Source organism: Paenibacillus sp. 1011MAR3C5 (assembly GCF_003591485.1).
Lineage (GTDB): Bacteria > Bacillota > Bacilli > Paenibacillales > Paenibacillaceae > Pristimantibacillus.
This window is the reverse complement of the sequence record NZ_QZCF01000004.1, coordinates 466,543-489,250: the sequence shown is the minus strand read 5'-3', so window position 1 is coordinate 489,250 and position 22,708 is coordinate 466,543. Positions and strand designations below refer to the sequence as shown.

Here is a 22,708-nt window from a genome sequence, read left to right as displayed (position 1 = left end):
TTCATGCTCCTTCAAAATGGCTAATTTCTCTTCCACGCAGTACTCATTTATTTTGGACATGAAAAAAAACTCCCCTTGATAAACAGGTTTTATTATTTCACCTGTCTACCTAAAGGGGAGCATATCACCCTTGGGTGGGCTTTTTTCTTTTGGCCATTAGCTCCAACCTCCGCACCTCGAATGGACCTATACCCTACCTCCCGCCTGTCATTTCAACGTGTAAAAGAAGAAATTCATTCAATAGCAAAAGCTTTTCTCCTTGGGCAATTTGCAATAAACCCCACTCGAAGTCGAATGGGGTTACATATTATGAATTATACCGGTTCTTCCTTAAGTTGCATCATTCGGTGAATTATCACCGCAGCCTGTGCCCGGTTTGCGATTTCTTTTGGACCGAAGGTTGTCAAGGTAACTCCTTGAAGGATTCCTTTTTGGGTCAACAAGGCAACGGCCTCTCTCGCATAAGGGGCAATAGTATCTTTATCGGTAAATGTAGCAAATGAATCGTCAATGCTGTCAAGTGAAGGATGTTGAGGGAGCTTCAGAACATTAGCAGCCATTTGAGCCATCTCTTCTCGTGTAATAGCTCGTTTGGGTTCAAAGCGACCGTCTCCCAAGCCATTAACTAGTTTGGATTCAACAGCTGCTGAAATATAAGGATAAAACCAACTTGACGATGGAACATCGGTAAAGGAACTTTTGGCCTGTGCATTGGTTTGATTAAGGCTCTTTACGATCATCGTCGTAAATTCTGCACGGGTCAATTGCTTCAATGGTTCAAAACGATATCCGCCTGTACCTTGCAGAATTCCTTGACTTGCCAATTGGCGGATTTCATCTCCTGCCCAAGACTCAACGCTTTTTAAGTCATTAAACGCTACATTTGATCCGGAATCCTCAGTCTCGGCAGAAACTGAATTGAAGATGGAATTGGCCAGCAATCGGTATTGATGCTGAGAATGGGCCGCGTTCGTCAAATCGTTAGAAAACACCGTCAGATTTTTGTTGTTTTCTTTATATGTGAAAGCCATGATTTGGCCCTTGGCGGCATCATGTCCTGGCCACCAGCCCGACTTGTAAAAATGGTCTTGGTCGCTGAATGTAGCAAGCACTTTTGCTGTTTTGGGAACAGATGTAATATAGGTACCGGATACGGTATATAAATGCTCCTGTTCATCGTAAGGTCCGGTGATGACATTATCCTGGTTGACGTCTGCCAAGAATACTCCTTCGTATCGCTGCCATCCTGGACCCTTATAGGAGAATCCGGGAATCAAGTCTTGGATATTCATCATGCCCATGTATCCATAGGCGATATAAGGTTTTCCTTTTTCCACCATATCGGAAAAATCGAATGTATTGACGAGTACATCTGCCTTCACCTGATCTGAAGTGACATCGAAGCCCATTCCTTCCAATACAAATGCGGCTTCACCTAGCGCTGCTACTGTCGAACGTCTAAGTTCCTTTCCATCCGGTTTGTTGTTGCCAAATGCACTCACGTCAAGAAAATATTTTGAAGCTAGTGGATACAAATCGACATAGGAAACAACGAAATCACCTATTTCGTGCCCTTCACCGCGTGAAGTAAGCATGGTCACTTTCTTGCCTGCAGCAAGTAAATGATTTACCGCTTGGATTGCGTCGTTATTGGTATTGCCGATCAGCACGTAATCTGTATGGCCAGGCACTGTCGTCGCAGGAACTGAAACCGAGGTTACCGGCATTGTCTTACTTGTAAACGCAAGCGGCTTTCGGATTGCATATGAATCAAAACCGCGCAGATCAGGGAAATTTTGAACAATTCCTCCGGCGACAGATTCATAATCGGATACATCCACTCCGTCATACAAGACTAGATTAGCTATCCCTCTCAATGCTTGATGCATATTGACAACAAATGATCCTTCAGGATATGTCTTACCATCAATGCTGACAGCTTCTGTGGAACGTTCGACCTGAACCCCGTTACGAAGAAAATACTCAATCATACGGTATGCTTCGAGCGGATTTTTTTGAAGGTTCTTGTCGATGGGTAACACGTAATATTCCGGAAAAAAATTCTGCATTCCCTGACGTGGACGACCGATTTGATCATTTTTAGCATTGACCAAATATTGATCTACTGCATGATCGTCAACATTATGGACCCCGCGTTTATAAATTTCTAGTTGGTTTACAAACAGTTTCTCTTTATTATTCATCACATAGGATGTAGCTGCTGCTGTACTGTAGTATAAGGCCTTTGTGGATTCTTCGTTATTCTCCGGAACCTCGAGCGTGTGTCCCAATGCACCATGATGCATGGCGAATACTGCGGTGTAGGCCGGTGACGCATCATCCCATCCTGAAGCCACACCCTCGGACTGATAACTCGGATCTTCAACGGATTTCCGATGTTCTTCGTAAGGAATATGATAATAATCATAATGGGTATTGGCTATTCCGGCTTCACCCATGGCTTTCGCTTGTTCTACCATGTGGTCTATCATCAAATCGTATTCGATGTTTGGATCATGCGGCGGCGTGGCCGGTTCAATGAGAAAATTTCTATCGAATCCATGTAAATCTAGAAATGACAGTGGAGACCATTTTGCAATCTGTTCCGTAACGCTGCGTGTCTCCGGTTGGGTTTGGTAAGAGTTGTCCCGGTTCAAATCGAAGTCATTAGCGTTCCCTCTTGTCGTATGAGCGCGTCCATCCGGATTGTTGGTATAAACGAATAGGAAGAACACATGGTCTAACGCATCTTCTACATTAAGCGAGACTTTGCTCGGTTTGCCAGTCGGCAAAGTCGTGTTATACGTTATGCTCTTATCCAAAGCTATGGACTTAAAATAGTTAAAGATCGCATCGACTCCAGGGGACTCATTTGGGTGAATATTATTTATCCAGACCGGTACAGCATAGTCACCGAATGCACCTGATTTAATGTCCTCCTGTAATTGTTCGGGATTGTTCATCATGGCAGGATGAGTTACTTTTTGATATTTGTCTACAGTCGCCCTATTCTTGGCAACAATCGTAAAATAAATATCTCGACCTTCCACTGACTTTCCAATGGATGTGGTTTCAATGTATCTTTCATTTTTCTCAGCTGCTTGAGCTGTCACGGCATCTATCTCCGGCTTCAACTCATCATAGGTAATGAAGCTTTCGTAAGGTGTTAATTTCACGGGTGCCTGGGCAATAATTTGTCCATTAGCTACCGCTGCCAGTTCATATGTGCCCATCAGTGACCCAAATCGCTGGGCCTGCAAGCGTGGTTCGGCCAGATTGGTCGAACCATATGGCAGATCAAAGGTCACGTTGGCCGTAAACTCTCCATTATTCACCTTCTCAACGCTAACCGTAATGAAAGCCGGACCGGTGTAGTCACCTTGTTCGAATGTTTTCCATTCTGATAGTGGTTTATCATCATACGTCCAGCGTATACTTTCCGCTTTCACACCTTTTGGAAGATCAAACTTGACTTGAAATGTTCTCTTCTCCGTCATCGATGCAACATGATTACTCATTTTTAATAGTTGAGTTGTCACTGGATTCTTCACATTCTCCTGTGCGGCCTGTGCCAGAACCCTGTAGTCGGAGATCGTGTACGTCATGACCAAAAGTGTTAACAATAATATGAGTACACTTTGCTTCCTTATTTTCTTAAACATCTTGCTCCTCCTTCTCATTTCCCCATCCCTCCGGTCCCTCATTCACTATCGTTGTGTTATCCCCCCGCCTTCAGCGGGATCTGGCTCATGTGCTACAATCATATTCCGGACATACTCCTTAAGATCACGGCTGCTTGACACGGTCAGCACTGCTGCACTTCCAACATAGGTTTCTTTGAGCAACTCCATCGGAGGGATTTGCTCACTTGCCTCGACCCTGCTCTTATATCCGACCGATGCCAGTTGCCACATGTCTTCAACCGACATATTCGTATCCATATACGGACTGACTTCTTTTAGTATGGAAGGCAGCTTCATGATCGATGTCGCGCTTTTCATTTTTTCGACGATGGCATTGATGAAATCGCGTTGGCGTTTCGTTCGAGCATAATCGGACAAAGCATCGTGACGAAAACGAACATATTGAAGTGCAGTGGTCCCGTCTAAATGCTGCTCTCCTTCTTTCAGGTTGATATCGTACTCATGCTTGTCGGCAATACTACCATAGTTCATATCTTTCTCCACATAAAAATCAACCCCGCCTACAGCATCCACTAGTTTGATAAATCCCTGGAAGTCTGTGTATACGTAAAATTGGATCGGAATACCAAGCAAGTCACTTACTGCACTCATAGCCGTATTGGGTCCATGCGTGATCGCTGTGTTAATACGGTTCTTGCCATGATCCGGGATGTCGGTATAGGTATCACGTAGAATAGAGAATACATGGATACGTTTATAAACAGGGTCTAAGGAAACCACCATCATACTGTCGGATCTAGGAATCTCGCCTTTTTTGTTTCCACGTGCATCAACACCCATTAATAAAATATTGACTGGCTCCGTGCCTAACCATTTAGGAGGTTCTACGACTTTCTCATCACTCGCCATCACCTCAAAAAAGGGAGAGTTACTCGAAGTTTTATTTAAGCCTTCCAAGCCTTTATAAATGGACAAGAAATAATAAAGTCCAAAAGCGACAACTGCTAGTAAAATGATGATTAATCTGAATGCTGTTTTTTTCTTTTTTAGCGGCATATGTTTACTCCATTCCTTCGTCTTCAATCGAAACTCAACTTATTCATCCTGCAAGCCTTGTATGAGAAGTGATGCATAAAATCGGCTACCATCTGGCTTCAGATGCACCCCGTCTTTGTAGAAATAATCTTCTTTCCCTTCGCTTGCTGCATACCAATCCACCACTTTTGCATTTTCGAATTCACCAACAACATCCTTGATGTTAGAATTCACGGTATCTTGCCATCCTTTTGGAACGCGGGTTGTTACAACCAAAACCTGTTTAGCTTCGGCAAGGGATGTCAATATACTTCGAAGCTGATCTTTAGAGAAGGGACCGTTGGTTCCAAGTTCTATTATGATGCGGTCTCCCAATTCTTCTTTTGCACTTAATTCATCAATTAATTTACTGGCCTGGGACATCTGTCTGCCAACCTTCCCATCAACGGTGGCCTTCGGGAGCTTCTCCTTCAGGTAAGGCTCAACTCCAACGATGACGGAATCTCCTATGACCGTTACTCCTTCTCCGTCGATAGACGCTGATTCCGAATGTTTAGCCTCTTTCGAAGAATGGATATCATTCTTTGGCTCAGTCTGAGTGTGAATAGAAATTTCTTTGGATGATTCAGAAGATGGAATACTTGTTTTTTCTGGTTCGCTATTAGAAAAGGCCTGTGAGTGGAAGCCGACATATCCCAAGGAGAAAATCAGGAGAGCAAGCCCCCAAACCATCCATGCTTTTCGTTGTTTCATCTTTTATTCCATCCTTTCATTCTTATATCTCTTGGGTAAGCTATTCATTTTGTTTGAGCTGTTCAGCCAGGAGAGACGCATAAAATCGAGCCCCCTCCAGGGTGAGATGAACACCATCCTGAGTAAAAAACTCACTCTTGTTCTGACTAGCAGAATACCAATCTATAATTCTCACATTCTGATAGTCATTTGCAACTTCCTTCAAAGCATCATTGACCGTATTCTGCCAACTCTTAGACACCCGTGTAGTAACGAGGTAAAGCTCTTTGTCCTGTAAAGAATCCAGCAAGGATCGAAGTTTGCTCTTGTTAAAGACCCCATTGCTTCCCAGTTCAATGATGATGTGGTCTCCTAATTGTCCCTTTGACTGCAGATTATCCACTACCTCTTGAACTTGGGACATCTGTCTGCCGACCTTGCCGTCAACCACAATGCCGGGTAGCAACTCTTTTACGTAGGAATCCACAGAAAGCGTAAGGGAATCACCGATAAGCGTGATGCCCTCTCCTGCATGAGGTGACTCCACGATTTCATCGTCTTGCTTCAATTTTTGGTTGGCATCACTGATTGCTGGACGGTTATTTTGGACTGTGTTTTGAATGCCTACAGGTTGAGCCAAATCTGATTGATCCTTCACTACATTGGATATCCAGGTATGCGTGAAGAAAAAGACGAACAGTGTTACACTCAAACCCACTATTGGTTTAAAGCGAGCATGGCTTCGGATTAATTTCCATGTATCCCTTAATCCCCCTCTGCGAATCGGTTCTTCAATATATTTGTATGATAAAATGGACAATAAGAAAATGATGGCGAGTTGCAGTACAATTTCTGTAAATCCAAGTCCTTCGTTACGCTCATCTGGTCGCATTAAGGTAATGACGGGATAGTGCCAAATATAGAGGCTGTAGGAATGCTTACCGAGCCAAGTTAATGGTCGACATCCCAGAATTTTGCCTAGTCGGCTTCCCGGATGCGCCAACACTGCAACAATTACGGCGGTAACCAGGGACAGATAGAGGAAGCCATACTGATACAAAGAATCCTCATACTCATTTGTACGGAGAATCGATATAAGTAAAACGAGTAATCCTAAAGCACCAATCATATCTAGCGATGTACGCGCCGCTGGGGAAATCTTCTCGCTTAACTTCCAGCTCGGCCATCCGACCGCCATGGCAGCTCCAATCAGTAACGCGAATGCCCTGGTATCCGTTCCGTAATAAACCCTGCTCGGATCAGTTCCTGGCACATAGATTAGAGCCATCGCTATCGCGGATACAGAAGCCACTACCAACATGTACAATAGTAACTTTCCACGCCGGGGTGCAAACCTTATGCCGATGGATAGTGCGATGGGCCAAATCACGTAAAACTGTTCTTCGATGGAAAGCGACCATAGATGTCCAATCGGCGAAGCAGGACCAAAACTTTCAAAGTAGGAAACTTTATGATAGATGAGATACCAGTTATTCACGTAAAAAACAGAAGAGATAAAGTCTCCTTTTAGTGACAAGAGTCTGGCAGGATCCGTAGCCGCTAACCACATTGCAACCAGAATGAGCATGCTTAACATAGCAGGCAACAGTCTACGAAACCTGCTTATCCAAAAGTTCCAAATCGATATGTGTTTTTTTACTCTCCACTCCATAAAGAGCTGATCTGTAATCAAGTAACCGGACAGAACGAAAAATACTCCTACTCCCAGTAACCCGCCTTGGGCCCACTTCAAATCGAAATGGTATGCAATGACAGCCAAGACAGAAATGGCGCGTAGACCATCGATTCCGGGCATATAACGTTTCATCGGTTGATCCAATTTCTTGCTCATCTTGATTCAATCCTTGTCTGTAAATAGGCTATGTCTCTTTAATTAATATAATTTGAGGATGTCGCCAAAGTTTGATCAAGATGTAAACAAGTTGTTACAACGTACACATCCTTGTTGACAATGAAAACCACCCTTGTCATGGACATGGTCCGTTACAAGGGTGGTTGGATGAAGTCACACTATTCAAGTTCAATAATTAATGAAGGTTCTTTTAAATAGTTCGTTTGAATGATATTTGGATTCGTAAATGCACTTGACCCTTGAATGAGCAGTCTTGAATTTTCTGAATTCCATTTCAGATTCATCGGGATAATACCGTGATAAACGGGTTTGTTGTACAGCACATTTCTGCCTTGCATTTTGCCAACATAGACAACATCTTCACCTTGCAGCGAGTAAGCAATAAATTTTTTGTCCTGGGAAAATGCATAAGCATACACTTTTTCCAAAATAACCGAAAGCTCGCCGTTTCGCATATCGTATTCATACAGTGTGCCATCCCTTTCCAGAAAAGCAAACTGATCGTTCCCGATCCAGGCAACCTGATTTTCACCAGTTTGGCGTTTATACTTGGCCTCAAAGTGATCATCTATCAGTTTGCCAAGCACCATGGTTTTTTTGACCGGTTGATCGGACTCATACAGCATAATCAATGCACTTCGGCCATCATTGGATATGTGAATACTAATCAGTGTGTCATTTTCCTCGAATTCGTTTAAAGCATAAGGTTTGGAGAGTCCTGTTTTGGTGTCGAACAACCGTAGGCTTTTCTTGCTGCTATCAACCGAGTCAAGTACCAAATAACTGATATATTGGCTGTTGTCTGACCAGGACATGTCCTGCAAAAACATCTGACTGCTGGCACTGAATTTGTCGATCTCCGTTTTTTTGAGATCCTTCAATGAATTGAGCTTCAAACTTGCCTCTTTTCTGGACATGGTCATTTCGGCGACATGTTTACCATCCGGCGAAAGCGATATTCGGGAAGTATTCATGTTAATCTCTGTAATGTTTTCGCTTTGTTCAAATGGATAAGCCAAACGTCTGATCATGAAACGTTCAGGCAGGTCCGCAGCCTTGAATGTACCAACGATCGAGTCGGTTGAGGACCAACCCAGCCATTGTACCGTATCAGCATTTTCATCTGACAGCCGATAGATCTTTTTGACCTGAACTGGACTAGAATCCTGTGGGGGATGATCCATTTCATCGCTGTCGGTTATAATAATGGTTTCGCTTTGTAATCCGGTACTGCAGCCTGACACCAGAAGGAGGAGTGGAAAAAGAATCCATGAGACCCATCCACCATTCTTTTTAGCCATTCGATTTCACTCCCTTAGTCAATTGCAAACGGTTAAATTCGACGGTAACAGTGGTGTGGTCATCTTTGAAGACAACGGAAATCGAACCCTTCAATTCATCTACAATGGACTTGACGATACTTAACCCCAGTCCGACGCTGCCCTCCTCCGAATGTTTGGAGTGAACCAAGTAGAAGGGTTCAAACAATTTCGACAGCTGATCTGCATCGAGAGGATCACTTTTATTGTCAATCGTGAAAAGGATTTTTCCGTTGGTCTGAAAACCCTTTACCGTTATTTCGGAAAATGCCCAACTGTATTTAATTGCATTGTCAAGCAAGTTAATAAAAAGTTGACGTACTCTGTTTTCCTCCGCCAACACGTATAATTCGTTCTCAATATTTACCTGAATGCTTTTTTTAAATCGCCCTGCACGAATGGCCATTGAATCACAAACATCACGAAGAACAGATCCTGCTTCAATTTTCTCCAGCTCCAAAATCGGCGATTGACGCCGAGAGACCTCAAGCAACTTCAATACCATCGAATGCAGACGATTACTCTCTTCGATGATGTGATTGATCCCCTTTTCAAAAAACTTCGGATCACGCTCACCCTTGGCCTTGATTAACTCAGCATATCCCAGGATTGAGGTTAACGGAGTTTTGAGTTCATGGGTAATGTTGTCGAAGAAACGTTTTTCTTGCTCATGAAGTTCTTTGAGTTGATCTCGATCCTTTTGGATGATTTTGATCTGCTGGCTGATTTGAACAATCATGTCATTGAAATTCCCGGCAAGTCGGCCGATTTCATCCTTACGTTTAAACTGGATGCGAACGTCCAAATTTCCGTTTTTAACCTCAGAGGAGGCCCTGGCAAGTTTACCAAGCGGAAGTGTGATATGCCTGGATAGAATGTATGAAAACAGAAATGCTGCAGCGAAAATAGCCAATGTAATGTAGAGCGTAATATTCAAAATTCGAATACTTTGTTGGTACAGCAGGGTGAAATCTTTAGAAAATCGCAAAATACCAACCTTGGATCCATCAATAACAACGGGATAAGAAAACAAAACGGATGTCTGATTCTCATCAGAACGAATGTTATAAGCTGTCTTCCCGTTAATTGCCTCTACCAAATCGTTTTTCTCCAGCTGCAAGAATGCGGATTTATCCGTAGAAAATAGCAAGTCACCCTGCACTGTATACACGCCTACGCTGTTTCCAGTGGCATGATATAGGTTCTTCCCAAGTTCCTCGGCCATCTCTCCGAAATACAGCTCATTATTCGAAAAGTGATTAATCAGGAACGCTTGACGGACGTATACGTTACTGTTGTTTTTAAGCCCCACCAACTCAGTCGTAATCAAATTTTGATTGCTTGTTCGAATGGATTCCTTCACCGTTTGATTCAGTACAACAAAAGATATGGAGAAGATCAATATAAATCCAAGCAGGAATTTAAGGCTGATTTTGCGTATCATGCTTTAATCCTCTTTTTTCTTGAACTTGTATCCGATCCCGAATACTGTCGCAATGCATTCGGTTCTATCGAGCTTTTTACGAAGTCGTTGGATGTGTGTATCGACTGTACGGGTATCCCCTGCAAAATGATATCCCCATACCATGTCGAGTAATTCGGAACGCGTAAAGGTTCTCCCTGGATTTCTGACGAGTGCCATAAGCAGATCATATTCTTTAGGAGTTAGTTCAACGGTTTGACTATTTTTTCTCACATATCTTTCACCGACATTGATTTCAACATTGTTAAAACGAATCACTTCTTTTTTCAAACCGTTTTTATCCCTTTGATTTGCTTGCTCAAATCGGCGAAGAATCGTCCGGATTCTAGCAACAACTTCACGTAAGTCGAACGGTTTCGTTATATAGTCGTCTGCGCCAAATTCAAGGCCAAGGATTTTATCGGTGATATCGGACTTCGCAGTAATCATAAAAATCGGTATGTTATAATCTGCGGTTGCTTTTTTACAAATATCCAGCCCACTTTGATCAGGCAACATCCAGTCAAGCAGCAAAAGGTCAGGATGAAACTGCTGCAGTTCGCTCATTCCCGCTGCTCCATTTGAAGCTGATCGCGTCTGGAAGCCCTCCTCGGTAAGACCGTAAGAAAGCAAATCAGCAATCGCAGTATCATCTTCAATTATAAGTATTTTTGCATTATTCAAAGTAATCTCCGCCTCTTTTTTTACTGATTTTAGTAATGCTCACGACATCGTTTCTTAATGTTAACGATTTGTGTAGGATTTATCAAATTAAGATGAAAAGGCTGCAATCATTCAACTCAGCAAACGAAGTAAATTTTCATTCTATACTTAGAATCCAGTTCTATGCATTGCAGAAGAAAAAAAACGCATTTTTCGCGACTTCGTTAAAAGAGACTTGTTTCATGATTAAGAAGAATTGAGGATTGTTATCTAGGTATTTAAACAGAGGTATACATAAGAACTACAGTAGCACTTGAACGGCGTCGTTCTGGTTACCTGATATTTTTTCAAGATTCCTTTAAACCTTTTCGTTTGAAGGTAAAGGCACGACCTTTGTAAATTTTCAATTTATTTTTCCTAGTAGTTTTTCGCACTGATACTGTTCTTGCTTATCAATCTAGCCGTGCAACCCAAGCTTTATCCTTAATTTCGATCCGCTCCCGTGATTGGGCGTATTCATTGTTGTCGCATCTATAACTTGATTCAATGTGCCGCTGAAGAAATTTTGTTTAGAGGCTATATGTACCGGATGTTCAGATCGTTAAAAGGTGGTGCATTCTGGTCCATCTTTATCGCAACGCGTAGCCAGCGAGTCCGTCAACTATTTCCTTCATTTAAACATTTGAAAGATAATCAAAAATAAAACGTCCATATTATTGCTGAAATTTTTCTATTCCAGACAATGACATGGACGTTTTATTCGGTACTCATTTACAGAGCAGATTCAACTTCTTGTTGATTTAAAGTAAACTTTTTAAATTCAGCTGATGTTATATTGGATCTAATCTCATTAAATCTAGAGATTAAATCAATATTCGACATAACATCGAGCACTTCTTTTTTGGGTCTGCTTGCTAACTTACTAAAAAGAACATCGACACCAACTACAATTTTTTATTGCGGTTGCTCTTGCTTCCCGAACGGCCTTACTTAACAACCGTTTCATAGCGTTAAATAAATTGACTTTACAATCGACAAGGTATGTTAGTTGTTCTATCCGATTATTGTTCTTGAAAGTAAAACTATCTACCTTGAGAGAAAGCAACACATCTGTCATGAATTCAATATCGGAAACATAATTTAAAGGAACTAACAAGCCATTGTACTTTGCGGAATATAAGGTATCATACACGCAACGCATTAACAAGCCAGATAATCCTTAGCGTACGGATTATCCGGCTTGTTTGAATAAATATTTGCCTATGGACAAGTCATCCTAAAAACGTCATTTTACTTAAAAGTTTGTTCATCCCCCTAAGTCGACTCTCTCATTCATGATTTATATTGGATTAACATGAAACCCAGTATTAAATTCAATTCTGCTAGAGTTAAATTAAGCTACCAACGACACTCTAAATAAAACTACCGACATTTTTCAATCAATCCAGCGTCATTATAAAATAAAGATTACAACTTCATAAATCAATTATTAAATCTTATAAGCCTTCATCGCTTTACGAATCTCTTTCCAGCTTGGGCGTTTGCCATACATCAGGACGCCTGTGCGGTAAATCTTAGCCGATACGAAGACTGCGATGTAGATCGTAACCAGCAGCAAGCCGATCGACAGGGCAGCTTCCCAGAATGGAACATCCGTCAGGCCGAGACGCAGAATCATCACGAATGGCGAGAACAGCGGGATGAACGATGTTACTTTGACCAGCATGCTGTCCGGTGCGCTCAAGCTGAAGATCGCAATGTAGAAGCCGGCAAGCGAGATAATGGTCATTGGCATTGTCGCCTGGCCAAGATCCTCTGTTCGGCTTACGATCGAGCCCACAGCTGCGTAGAGAGTAGCGAACAGGAAGAAGCCAGTCAGGAAGAAGATAATCGCATAGGCGAGCAGTAACGGATCAATCTTCGTCAGGTCAATGTCGAGTCCTGCCAGCGCGTCTTTGTTGTGCGGCAGCGATACATTGAGCAGGAGCACGATAACGAAGAACGACACCTGGCTCAGTACAACCGTGAACATACCGAAGATTTTGCCGAACATGCCTTTCAGCGGCGATACGCTCGTAATCAGAATCTCCATGACACGGGAGCTCTTCTCTGCCGTGATCTCTGATGCAATCAACTGGCCGGAAGTGATAATCGCCATGAACAAGAAAATGATAATGAAGTAGATCAGACCCATGTTGACGCCTTGCTCAGCAGGCGTCTTGCCGCCGATACCGCCCTCGGAAGAGGAAATTTGCACTGCTGCGATATTGATTGGCGCATTTAACTGCGCTACTTGCTCATCTGTAAGTCCTGCATCTTGAAGCACAGTCGCCTGACGAATCAGTTGAAGCGCTCCCGTCAAGTTCTCCGTAAGCGAGAACTCCATCATCTTCTCGGACTTGTAGCTCATCTCCGGGAAGCCGCTTGGCGTCATTGCACCGAATTCCAGATAGCCTTTAATATCGTTATCCTTAATCGCTTGCTTCAGCTGCTTCTCATTCTCTTCGGTGCTGCCTTTGTCCGGGTAAGGAATGAGACTAAGCTTCGCATTTTCTTGTTGCTCGTAGAAGGCTTTCAGGCTATCGCCTGTTGCCGTTCCTGTGGACGATTCCTCATTCGTTGACTGAATGTAGCCGATAGTCGTCACTTTATTTCCGCCGGTATCGAACTGAGAGATAATATACGGGAGATTGACCCCGATACTTAAAATGACTGCGATAATAAGCGTTGTGATAATAAACGCCTTGCCTTTAAACTTATTGCGAGCTGTAAACCCTACTACTGTCCAAAAACTATTCATGGCGATCACCTACCGTTTTAATAAAGATTTCGTTCAATGTCGGTTCCTTAATCTCGAATCTGGTGACAGTCGATTGAGCCATCGCATGGCGCAGAATCTCGCCGCCTACCGCTTCATTCTGAATGCCGATTTCATAGCCGTATTCCTGCAGGTTCACACCTGTCACACCGCTAATGCTCTCCAAACCTTTTACCTCGTTCTCTGTGCTCAAGATGACACGCTCACGCGGATACTGCTTCTTGATTTCCTTAATGCTGCCCTTCACCACCGTATTCGAGCGGTGCAAAATCGTAATGTTGCGGCATAGCTCCTCTACATGCTCCATGCGATGCGTCGAGAACAGAATGGTCGCCCCAGAGTCTCTCAATTCCTTGACCGTCGACTTCAGAAGCTCGACATTGACAGGGTCGAGTCCACTGAACGCTTCATCCATAATAACGATGTTCGGGCGGTGGTTAACGGCTGCGATGAACTGGATTTTTTGCTGATTGCCTTTCGACAGTTCTTCGACCCGCTTGTTGTAATACTCCGGCACCTCGAATTTCTCCAGCCAATATTTCAGGTTCTGGTCAGCATCCTTGCGGGACATGCCGCGCAGCTGGGATAAGTATATAATCTGATCGCTGACGCGAATTTTCGGATAAAGACCTCTCTCCTCCGGCAAATAACCGAGACGGCTTAGCTGCTCATTGCTGTATGGCTTGCCGTTGTACTTGATCGAACCGCCGTCTGGATAGATCAGTCCCAGCACCATACGCATCGTCGTTGTTTTGCCTGCGCCATTCGCGCCCAGCAAGCCGTAGATTTCACCTTCGCTCACTTCAAAGCTGATGTTATTAACCGCTGTCTTCTCTCCATATTGCTTCATGACTTGTTCCACTACCAATGGTTTCATTTCGATTTTCCCCTCGCTTCATGTACTCGTTTACTTATTCCGTCTTGCTGCAATAAGGTGCTTAATATTTCATCCAGCTCCAGCGCTTGCTTGCTGAGGATCGTGATGCCTTCCGTCTCGCACCATTGCTCCGCCTGGAAGGCTTCGCTTGTTGTGATACGCAACGATTGGCCGCCGATCGATTCTATGCCGCATTGCCCCGGCATTCTGGAAGCCATCTGGGTGTTCAATCCCTCGCCTGATACGAAGAAGGTGAACCAGCTGCTGAACAACTCATCCTTCTCATAGACGCCAAGCACGCGGCCTTGCGCCATAAAGACGATGTAATCGGCCAACCGCTTTACTTCCTCCACAATATGGGAGGTCATCAGTATTGTCCTGTCACCAAGCTCCATATAGCGATGAAGAATCTCAATCATCGACTTCCACGCCAATGGATCTAGCCCAGAGGAAGGCTCATCCAGCAGCAGCAGATCTGGAGCATGGGCTAAGGCAAGCGCGAACTCGCACTTCCGTCTCATCCCCTTCGACATCTTCCCAAGCAGCAGATTATCGTTGACCTGCAGACTGAGCAGCAATTCCTGATAGCGGTTCACATCCCAGTCCTTATACCAGTAGCTGTTAAATCTTGCTTTCTCGTACGCTTTAAGCTTGTCATCATGCGGCAGCGATTCTTCCGGCAAATAGCCGATTCGCTGCTTGACGGGTGCATCGTCTCCGGTACCCATGGGATGATCCAGTACCGTCACCGTTCCTTCCTGCGGCTTCTCCAGATCGAGCACCATGCGGAATAGCGTACTCTTGCCGCTGCCGTTCGGCCCAACGATTGCCGTGATGAATCCTTTTGGTATGTCCAGCGTGATGGGACCTAACTTGAAATTCGGCTTGCGCTGTGCGACACCGCTGAACTGGATTGCCTGCTCCGCTTGCCAATCGCTCATGATGGTTTCCCTCCTTGCCTGTAATGTCTGTGAACCACTTCGTTGAAAAGCTCTATCATTTCTGCTTCCGAGCATTGCATGCGCTTGCCTGCCGTTACAGCTTGATCGAGCGCCTCAATGACAGCGGACAGCCTATGGCGATCCCGTTCCTGTTCGCCGACTTTCGCGACGTAGGTACCGGTGCCTTGCCTTGTTCGGAGCAGTCCTTCACCCTCGAGATCGCTATATACGCGTTTTACCGTAATGACACTGCATTTGACCGTCTGAGCGAGTTCACGGATTGAAGGCAGCAGCGTGCCTTCTACCAACTGGCCGCTAACGATCAATGCCCTTAGCTGGACTTCGATCTGATGATAAAGCGGCTCTGCACTTTGTTCATTTATCTGTATAGGCAGCCGCATTGCTTCACCCGCTTTCTCCTTTAACTGGTATAGCTTCTTGTTCTCAGCTTCTTCTCCATAGCCTTCCGTATGCCTAAGAAGGATGATACACCTAGCAGAACCCCGATCAGCGACAGCCACCAGCCGCCTTGTGCAATGGTCTCGTAGCTGAGAAGCACCAGACTGTCTCTGGTTAAGTAAGAGTAAAGCACCATCCCCGCTAGCAGAAGCAGCGCAACCACCATACAGAACCAGAAGTATTGCACTCCTGAATATCCGGTCTCGAAGTAGAGATACATAATGCCGATTGCAACCGATAGGCCGATCCAGAACAACGCGTATAAGACAAAATCCATCAGTTCCATATTGGTTCCCAGCGATCGGGCGAACAGGTAGTAGATCGTGAAAAATACGATCTTGGCCGTTAGTCCGTTGGTCAGGAACAACAGGATCCTTCCCAGCACGATCTGTTTAATCGTTATGGGCATCGTGCGCCATGCCGCCAGCTTTCTCGTGTATGAATCCATTTTCCAGTAAAATCCCGAATTCTGCGTGGACATCAATCCCAGCATCGGAAGCAGGCTGACCGTAATGAAATCCATAGCCCAGAAAGCGAATGCACTATTGTCTTCTCTCGAATCGGAGAACATCGGTACAAGGAAAATCAGCAAGTAACCGATGAAGATGATGGTTACGATATGCTTCCACCTTATTCGTCTTAATTCTTCCTTCGCCAGACACCAAGCTCCTTGCCATGTGTTCATCTGGCAGCCTCCCTTCGGCAACCGTGTATACTTATTAATCACTGTGTATACTGTGCTGTGTTTATATACTGTATATATCTATATACACAGTATATGCACACCTCGAATTGTTGTCAATACATCTGCGGCTTTTTTTAGCAACTTTTTTCCGAAGACCCTTTCATGCAAAAAAACAGCCATCCATCTGGATAACTGTCTCATTGAATACTAGCTCTCGGATACGACTCGGACATATATACCGCTTGCGAACTTTTCTCTCGCAGTGCTTTCAAACGCCCACCTTCTTCAGATCAAGCAGCTGCCGCGGCAATGCGATCATAGAAAAAAGCCACCCTTTTCCCAGGATGGCTTTCATCGATCGGTTAACCGAATATGGCTTCAAATAATGGCTTGGCATCTGCTGCCGGATACAATACGTACAGGATTGAATATACGGCTACACCCGTAATGGCGGTTATAAACCAAATGATAGATGTAAATCTGCCAAACCTGCGGTGCTTCTTGAACTTCTTCTTATAGCCCAGTGTAATTGTCGTAATGCCGAACACAGCCGCCACCGTAGCAAGCACAATATGAAACAACAAGAATACAAGGTAATACGGCTTGAGTCCATCCGGCCCGTTATACGGGGTGCTGCCGATAATAATTGTTCTGGACGCATAGATGATAAAGAACAAGATCGCCGCAATCGCAGCGTAGACCATAACCTTCTGGTGCTGCTCCAGCTTCCGCTGAACAGCGAGCCGCCAGCCAATTGCAACCAAGATGGCGCTTAGCACGATAAAGAAGGTGCTGACTGTAGGCATAAGAATATTCAAGTCCATGATAATCCTCTCCAACTTCAAAAATGTAAGCGTGAGTCCCTTCTAACCATTAGGCCGTACCAGGATTGGTACCAGGCGTACCCGGATTCGGCAATTCATCGTCAGCATGCTCCCGCTTAAACCATTGCTTGAAGATGTAAGCGAGAATAATGCCGTACATAAGCTCCTGCACAAGCTTCATCACAATGCCGCCAAGCTGCTGATCATCCACTACCCCAAGCGCATTAAAAAATTGAGGGCCGCCGAACTGCTCGACCAGATAGCTTGTATCGCTGCCAGGCATACAATAACCCATAGCTGTTGCCCATACTTGCGGATCGTTGTACGTCGCATACATGCCCGCAGGCGAGAAAATAATTAGCGCACAAGCAGGCGTAAGCAGTACGCCGTTCGCAAATACGTAAGCCATCTTCTTTACATGTGTGAGCTTATTCCACTCCGGCACAGGACTTGCAATCTGCCACCACATCATGAATGCGGTAATGAAGAGAATCACATAATAAAGACGATGCACCGTAAAGTTCGTCATGACATAGTCATGCACCATCGGTACATGATAGATCGAAAACAGCATATTGAACGCTACTAACGTAACAATGGGATGCATAAGAAATCGAAGCTTCCTCCAGAAGCCAGCCGAAAACGCCGCTCGCCAAATAAAAGCCGGAATCCCTAGCAAAATCATCGGCGGGACGATAAGATAAGAAACCGACATATTCACCATATGGAACGTAAACATCAAGTGACCAAGCAAATTGAAAGGACCGCCATGACAGAGGTATACCAGCACGATAGCCGATACAAAAAGCGTCTTTTGCATAACAGTAGCGGGGGCTGCCCCCGGATGACGCTTCTCCCTCCATGGCCCGATCAGATAGAAATAGAGGATGACCACTGCGGTCATCGCAAATAGAAACATAGGCGTCCACAACTCAGTGAAGGAGAAATACTTGTTTAAGTCTAACACTAGAGGAGGCTCCTTTCTCATGCATTCAAGCATTTGTTACGAAAGAAGAGGGACCCAAACCGGGACCCTCCTCTGTTCAGTTACATGTGGCGGTAATTGATTACCACCAAACCCAATATTCAGCCATGATCACGCAAGTAAATACGACGAACACTCCAGACAGAATACCGATTAAAGCGAACCTATGACCGCGATCTTTCATATGCATCCAGAACGCCATCTGTACGAATACTTGAAGAACAGCCGTTCCGAGAAGAATGATATAGATAAAGTCTTTGTTGATCTCGCCGCTAATGACCGTTGCAAACGCGATGAACGTAAGCAGAATGGAGAAAATAAAAGCGACGATATGTTTCTTCGAACCTTCTACCTTGTGACGTTTGGTGTTTTGCTCCGTGGCGGAATGATTGCTTGCCATACGTTAAACCACCTTTCCCATCAGGTATACAACCGTAAAGATGAATACCCATACAACGTCGATAAAGTGCCAGTACATACCAGCCACATATACTTTCGGTGCGGTTACAACTGTCAGTCCTTTTCTCGATAGCTGGATAATCAGCAGCGTAATCCACAGAATACCGAACAAAACGTGCGCTCCGTGGAAGCCAACCAGCGTATAGAAGGAAGAGCTGAATGCGCTTGTTGTAAATCCATGACCTTCATGTACATAGTGTACGAACTCGTAAATTTCGAGACCAAGGAAGCCTGCACCGAGCAATACCGTAACGATCAGCCAGTTGATCAGGCTTTTTACCTTCTGCTGATGCATCGCTTGAATCGCGAATACGCTCGTCAAGCTGGATGTCAGCAGGATCGCAGTAGCATATGCTACCAGCTTCAAGTCGAACAAATGATTGGCGGTCGGACCGTCAAGGACTTGGTGACGGAGGGCAAGGAACGCTGCGAACAGCGTACCGAACAATACCGTCTCGCCGCCTAGGAACAGCCAGAAGCCAAGGACTTTATTGCGTCCCTCAAGGGTCGCCTTTTCCGGCTCATGAGGCAGTTGGCCTTCTACATGCGTGTGCGCGCTCATGCTTTCCCCCCTAGATCCTTCAGAATTTCTTCTTCCTCGATATGGAAGCCATGATCGTCAATCACCGAACGGAGCATCATACAGATCAGTGTAATGCCAAGGCCCACGATTCCGATGAAGTGACCCATCGTCAAGCTGGTTCCAAGGAAGTGACCCCAATCCGGCGAATACATGAAGCCGAAGCCTGCAATGAACAAGCCAAGACCCATAAAGAACGGCAGGATCGATGGTGATGGCATATGGATCGGACCAATTGGTTCAGCAGGCGTCATGCCGCTGTGTCCGTCTTGCTTTTCTTTCCAGTATGCATCATAGCCGCGTACAAGCGGAGTTTGTGCAAAGTTGTACTCTGGCGGCGGCGAAGCAATCGTCCACTCCAGCGTACGTCCGTCCTCCCAAGGATCGTTAGCTACTCCTTTAGGTTTAACGGATGTCACTACGATGTTGATCAGGAACATAACTGTACCGATGCCCATCATAAGTGCGCCAATGGTACTGATCATATTCATCTCGTTGAAGCCAAGACCGTCCAGGTACTGCCAAATACGGCGCGGCATACCCAACAGGCCAAGGAAATGCTGTACGAAGAACGTCAGGTGGAAGCCGATATAGAACATCCAGAACGTCCATTTGCCAAGCGTTTCATTCAGAATGCGACCGAACATTTTCGGCCACCAGTAATGAAGACCTGAGAATAAGCCAAGTACCAAGCCGCCTACGATAACGTAGTGGAAATGCGCAACGACAAAGTACGAGTCATGGTACTGGAAGTCAGCCGGCGCTGCAGCAAGCATTACGCCTGTTACGCCGCCCATAACGAATGTCGGAATAAAGCCGACTGCGAATAAGTTCGCCGTTGTAAATTTGATGGAGCCGCCCCACATCGTGAACAGCCAGTTAAAGATCTTAATCCCTGTCGGTACCGCGATCAGCATCGTCGCGATGGAGAACAGCGCGTTCGCTACCGGACCAAGACCAGCTGTGAACATGTGATGCGCCCATACCATGAAGCCCAAGAAGCCAATCAGGATCGTAGCGAATACCATGGAGCTGTATCCGAACAGGCGCTTGCGCGAGAATGTACTGATAACTTCGGAAATGATACCGAAGGCCGGCAGGATGAGGATATAAACCTCAGGATGCCCGAAAATCCAGAAAATATGCTCCCACAGAACGGCATTGCCGCCCGCAGATGGATCAAAGAAATTCGCATCGAACAGCCGGTCGAACATGAGTGCCGCCAGACCTACTGTAAGAGCCGGGAATGCGAACAGAATCAATGCCGAAGTAATGAAGACTGTCCATGTAAACATTGGCATACGCATGAACGTCATGCCTGGTGCACGCATGTTGATGATGGTAACAAGGAAGTTGATACCGCCAACTAGCGTACCGATACCTGCAATCTGCAAGCCTAGAACATAATAATCGACGCCATGGTCACCGCTATACGTCGTTCCTGCAAGAGGAGCGTAGGATGTCCAGCCTGCGTCAGGCACATCGCCTACAATCCAGCTCACGTTCAGCAGGAGTCCGCCGAAGAGGAACGTCCAGAAGCCAAGCGAGTTCAGGAAAGGAAAGGCAACGTCGCGCGCGCCGATTTGAAGCGGAATGACCGCATTCATTAATGCAAATATCAATGGCATTGCTGCCAAGAAGATCATTGTTGTTCCGTGCATGGTAAGCAGTTCGTTATATGTATCTGCTCCGACAAACAAGTTTTGCGGCTTCCAGAGCTGAATCCTGATCAGGATCGCTTCCAGACCGCCCACAAGGAAGAAAAAGCCCCCTGCAATCAAATACAAAATACCGATTTTTTTATGGTCAACCGTTGTCAGCCAGTCCATAATGCCGCTGTAACGTTTGACCGCATGCGCATGTGCATGAGCCAAGGTAGGTACCTCCTTCAATCACTGATGATGGTATTATTCGTAATCAAGCGTTAACTCAGAAAGATACTCTGCAATACCTTTAATCTCTTCTTCGGTCAGATCATACTGATTGGACATCAGATTGCCTGGCTTTACGCTCTCAGGGTCCTTGATCCATTTGTAGAGATTGTTGTATACCGTATCTTCATGATCGTACTTCTGATCATCAGCGTCTACATTCACCAGAATACCGCCAACGCTCTCGCGGCTGCCGATGCCTGTAAGGTTAGGGAATGCAGGTCCACCCATATCGCCCACCGCATGGCAAGTCAGACATTTGCTTTCGAATGCAGCAGCAATAGCCGGATCGCTTGGAAGCGCTACAGGCTCTTGCAGTGCGGCAGACCAACGATCGAAGGAAGCTGGGTCAACCGATTTTACTTTAAAGTCCATGAGGCCATGGGAAGGTCCGCATAACTCGGCGCATTTGCCCAAGTAAACGCCTTCTTTCGGCGCAGAGAAGTACATAAAGTTTACGTTACCGCCCGGATTTGTATCGATTTTGCCTGCAAGGGACGGAATCCAGAACGAGTGAAGCACGTCAGCCGTCTTCGCTTCGATGGAGATCGTCTTGCCTGTTGGAATTACAAGCTCTTGAGCAGTTTTGATTCCAAGCTCAGGATACTCGAATTCCCACCAGTACTGATGCGAAGTCACGATAACTTTAACTGCATCTGGATCATCGCGGTAGTCCTTGGCTAGATTGAAGACCGATTGCACCGTTGGCACGCCAAGAATAATAAGCAGGATAATTGGAATGACTGTCCAAATAATCTCCAGCTTATGGCTTCCTTCCACTTGCTTCGGTATCGTCTTGTCTCCAGGACGTCTGCGGAAACGGATAATTACGTAGAAAGAAATTGCAAATACGACAACAATTACGAGACCCATGATGATAATTGCCGTCTTCATCAGCCCGAATTGCTCTTCCGCTACTGGACCCTGAGGATTCAGCGTGGACAAGTCTTCCCGTCCGCAAGCGGCTAGCACTAATACCATCATGGCCATTAGTGGCGCAAGCCGTTTTACAAATTGCCACCGTTTCATCATTAATCAACCCCACTTTTGACGTTTTCGCAGCTGCCTGATTTTCACGTGGCAAGCGGCTTTGCTGCGTGTTTCACAGATGTTTTGACAACTCCTGCAACTTAAATCACTTTATTAAATATAAAGTTGGGAACCCTATTTGTCAATGTTCCACAGAGAGTTCACAAATTGTTCTCAAAGCTGTCAAAAACGCATATTTTAGCCGTTTTTCAGCTCTTGCGTTGGCCGTTTGAAGGCATCATAGCTTGTCGAATCGTCTAGCAACAGCCTGCCTCTTCTCTCCTACATTGTGCACCAAACCCATGGTCAATTATGTATGTCCCGCAAAACGTATATTTACTTCACCCGAACCTACACTATAGGCAAGTCAACTTTACCTGAAATGGGGGTCC

General features: G+C 45.2%; 19 protein-coding genes. 1 reads left to right on the top strand and 18 read right to left on the bottom strand.

Going from position 1 to position 22,708, the window contains the following annotated elements:
- Positions 1-314: 314 nt before the first annotated feature.
- From D3P07_RS15910 to D3P07_RS15880, 7 genes are all read right to left on the bottom strand, one after another.
- Positions 315-3,662, bottom strand: coding sequence for a M14 family metallopeptidase (locus D3P07_RS15910; RefSeq protein WP_119801193.1), 3,348 nt, complete (start codon positions 3,660-3,662; stop codon positions 315-317).
- A gap of 45 nt (positions 3,663-3,707) precedes the next feature.
- Positions 3,708-4,700 (bottom strand): LCP family protein, encoded by a 993-nt coding sequence (locus D3P07_RS15905; protein ID WP_119801192.1) that lies wholly within the window; start codon positions 4,698-4,700, stop codon positions 3,708-3,710.
- A 39-nt stretch (positions 4,701-4,739) separates the two neighbouring features.
- Positions 4,740-5,432 (bottom strand): SGNH/GDSL hydrolase family protein, encoded by a 693-nt coding sequence (locus D3P07_RS15900; protein ID WP_119801191.1) that lies wholly within the window; start codon positions 5,430-5,432, stop codon positions 4,740-4,742.
- 40 nt (positions 5,433-5,472) lie between these two features.
- Entirely contained in the window at positions 5,473-7,263 is a 1,791-nt protein-coding gene (locus D3P07_RS15895; protein ID WP_119801190.1) for an acyltransferase family protein, read from the bottom strand.
- Between the two features lie 179 nt (positions 7,264-7,442).
- On the bottom strand, positions 7,443-8,585 hold the full coding sequence (locus tag D3P07_RS15890; RefSeq protein WP_119801189.1) for a hypothetical protein: 1,143 nt from the start codon (positions 8,583-8,585) through the stop codon (positions 7,443-7,445).
- Positions 8,578-10,047, bottom strand: coding sequence for a sensor histidine kinase (locus D3P07_RS15885; RefSeq protein ID WP_119801188.1), 1,470 nt, complete (start codon positions 10,045-10,047; stop codon positions 8,578-8,580). The genes D3P07_RS15890 and D3P07_RS15885 overlap by 8 nt, the downstream gene beginning before the upstream one ends.
- Positions 10,048-10,050: 3 nt before the next feature.
- Complete coding sequence (locus tag D3P07_RS15880; protein WP_119801187.1) at positions 10,051-10,749, bottom strand: response regulator transcription factor; 699 nt, start codon at positions 10,747-10,749, stop codon at positions 10,051-10,053.
- A gap of 481 nt (positions 10,750-11,230) precedes the next feature.
- Between D3P07_RS15880 and D3P07_RS27910 the strand changes: the two genes are divergently transcribed.
- Positions 11,231-11,431, top strand: a complete 201-nt coding sequence (locus tag D3P07_RS27910; RefSeq protein ID WP_397334601.1) for a CPBP family intramembrane glutamic endopeptidase — start codon at positions 11,231-11,233, stop codon at positions 11,429-11,431.
- Positions 11,432-12,217: 786 nt separating this feature from the next.
- On the opposite strand, the gene D3P07_RS15875 is transcribed toward D3P07_RS27910, so the two are convergent.
- The 11 genes from D3P07_RS15875 to coxB form a co-directional block, all read right to left on the bottom strand.
- Positions 12,218-13,528 carry an ABC transporter permease gene (locus D3P07_RS15875; protein ID WP_119801186.1) on the bottom strand — a complete coding sequence of 437 codons (1,311 nt, stop codon included), beginning with the start codon at positions 13,526-13,528 and terminating at the stop codon, positions 12,218-12,220.
- Positions 13,521-14,423, bottom strand: coding sequence for an ABC transporter ATP-binding protein (locus D3P07_RS15870; RefSeq protein WP_119801185.1), 903 nt, complete (start codon positions 14,421-14,423; stop codon positions 13,521-13,523). The genes D3P07_RS15875 and D3P07_RS15870 overlap by 8 nt, the downstream gene beginning before the upstream one ends.
- Entirely contained in the window at positions 14,420-15,364 is a 945-nt protein-coding gene (locus tag D3P07_RS15865; RefSeq protein ID WP_119801184.1) for an ABC transporter ATP-binding protein, read from the bottom strand. The genes D3P07_RS15870 and D3P07_RS15865 overlap by 4 nt, the downstream gene beginning before the upstream one ends.
- A complete protein-coding gene (locus tag D3P07_RS15860; protein ID WP_119801183.1) occupies positions 15,361-15,765 on the bottom strand; it encodes a GntR family transcriptional regulator in 405 nt (134 codons plus the stop codon). Before D3P07_RS15860 ends, D3P07_RS15865 begins: the two co-directional genes overlap by 4 nt.
- Before the next feature lie 20 nt (positions 15,766-15,785).
- Entirely contained in the window at positions 15,786-16,508 is a 723-nt protein-coding gene (locus D3P07_RS15855; RefSeq protein WP_119801182.1) for a hypothetical protein, read from the bottom strand.
- A gap of 362 nt (positions 16,509-16,870) precedes the next feature.
- A complete protein-coding gene (locus D3P07_RS15850) occupies positions 16,871-17,332 on the bottom strand; it encodes a DUF420 domain-containing protein (protein ID WP_119801181.1) in 462 nt (153 codons plus the stop codon).
- A gap of 49 nt (positions 17,333-17,381) precedes the next feature.
- On the bottom strand, positions 17,382-18,299 hold the full coding sequence (gene ctaG / locus D3P07_RS15845) for a cytochrome c oxidase assembly factor CtaG (RefSeq protein WP_119801239.1): 918 nt from the start codon (positions 18,297-18,299) through the stop codon (positions 17,382-17,384).
- Between the two features lie 100 nt (positions 18,300-18,399).
- Positions 18,400-18,717: a cytochrome C oxidase subunit IV family protein gene (locus tag D3P07_RS15840; RefSeq protein WP_119801180.1), complete on the bottom strand. Its 318-nt coding sequence runs from the start codon at positions 18,715-18,717 to the stop codon at positions 18,400-18,402.
- A gap of 3 nt (positions 18,718-18,720) precedes the next feature.
- Entirely contained in the window at positions 18,721-19,338 is a 618-nt protein-coding gene (locus D3P07_RS15835; RefSeq protein ID WP_119801179.1) for a cytochrome (ubi)quinol oxidase subunit III, read from the bottom strand.
- Positions 19,335-21,185 (bottom strand): cytochrome c oxidase subunit I, encoded by a 1,851-nt coding sequence (ctaD, locus tag D3P07_RS15830; RefSeq protein ID WP_119801238.1) that lies wholly within the window; start codon positions 21,183-21,185, stop codon positions 19,335-19,337. The genes D3P07_RS15835 and ctaD overlap by 4 nt, the downstream gene beginning before the upstream one ends.
- Before the next feature lie 78 nt (positions 21,186-21,263).
- Positions 21,264-22,319 (bottom strand): cytochrome c oxidase subunit II, encoded by a 1,056-nt coding sequence (gene coxB / locus D3P07_RS15825; RefSeq protein ID WP_119801178.1) that lies wholly within the window; start codon positions 22,317-22,319, stop codon positions 21,264-21,266.
- Positions 22,320-22,708 lie beyond the last annotated feature (389 nt).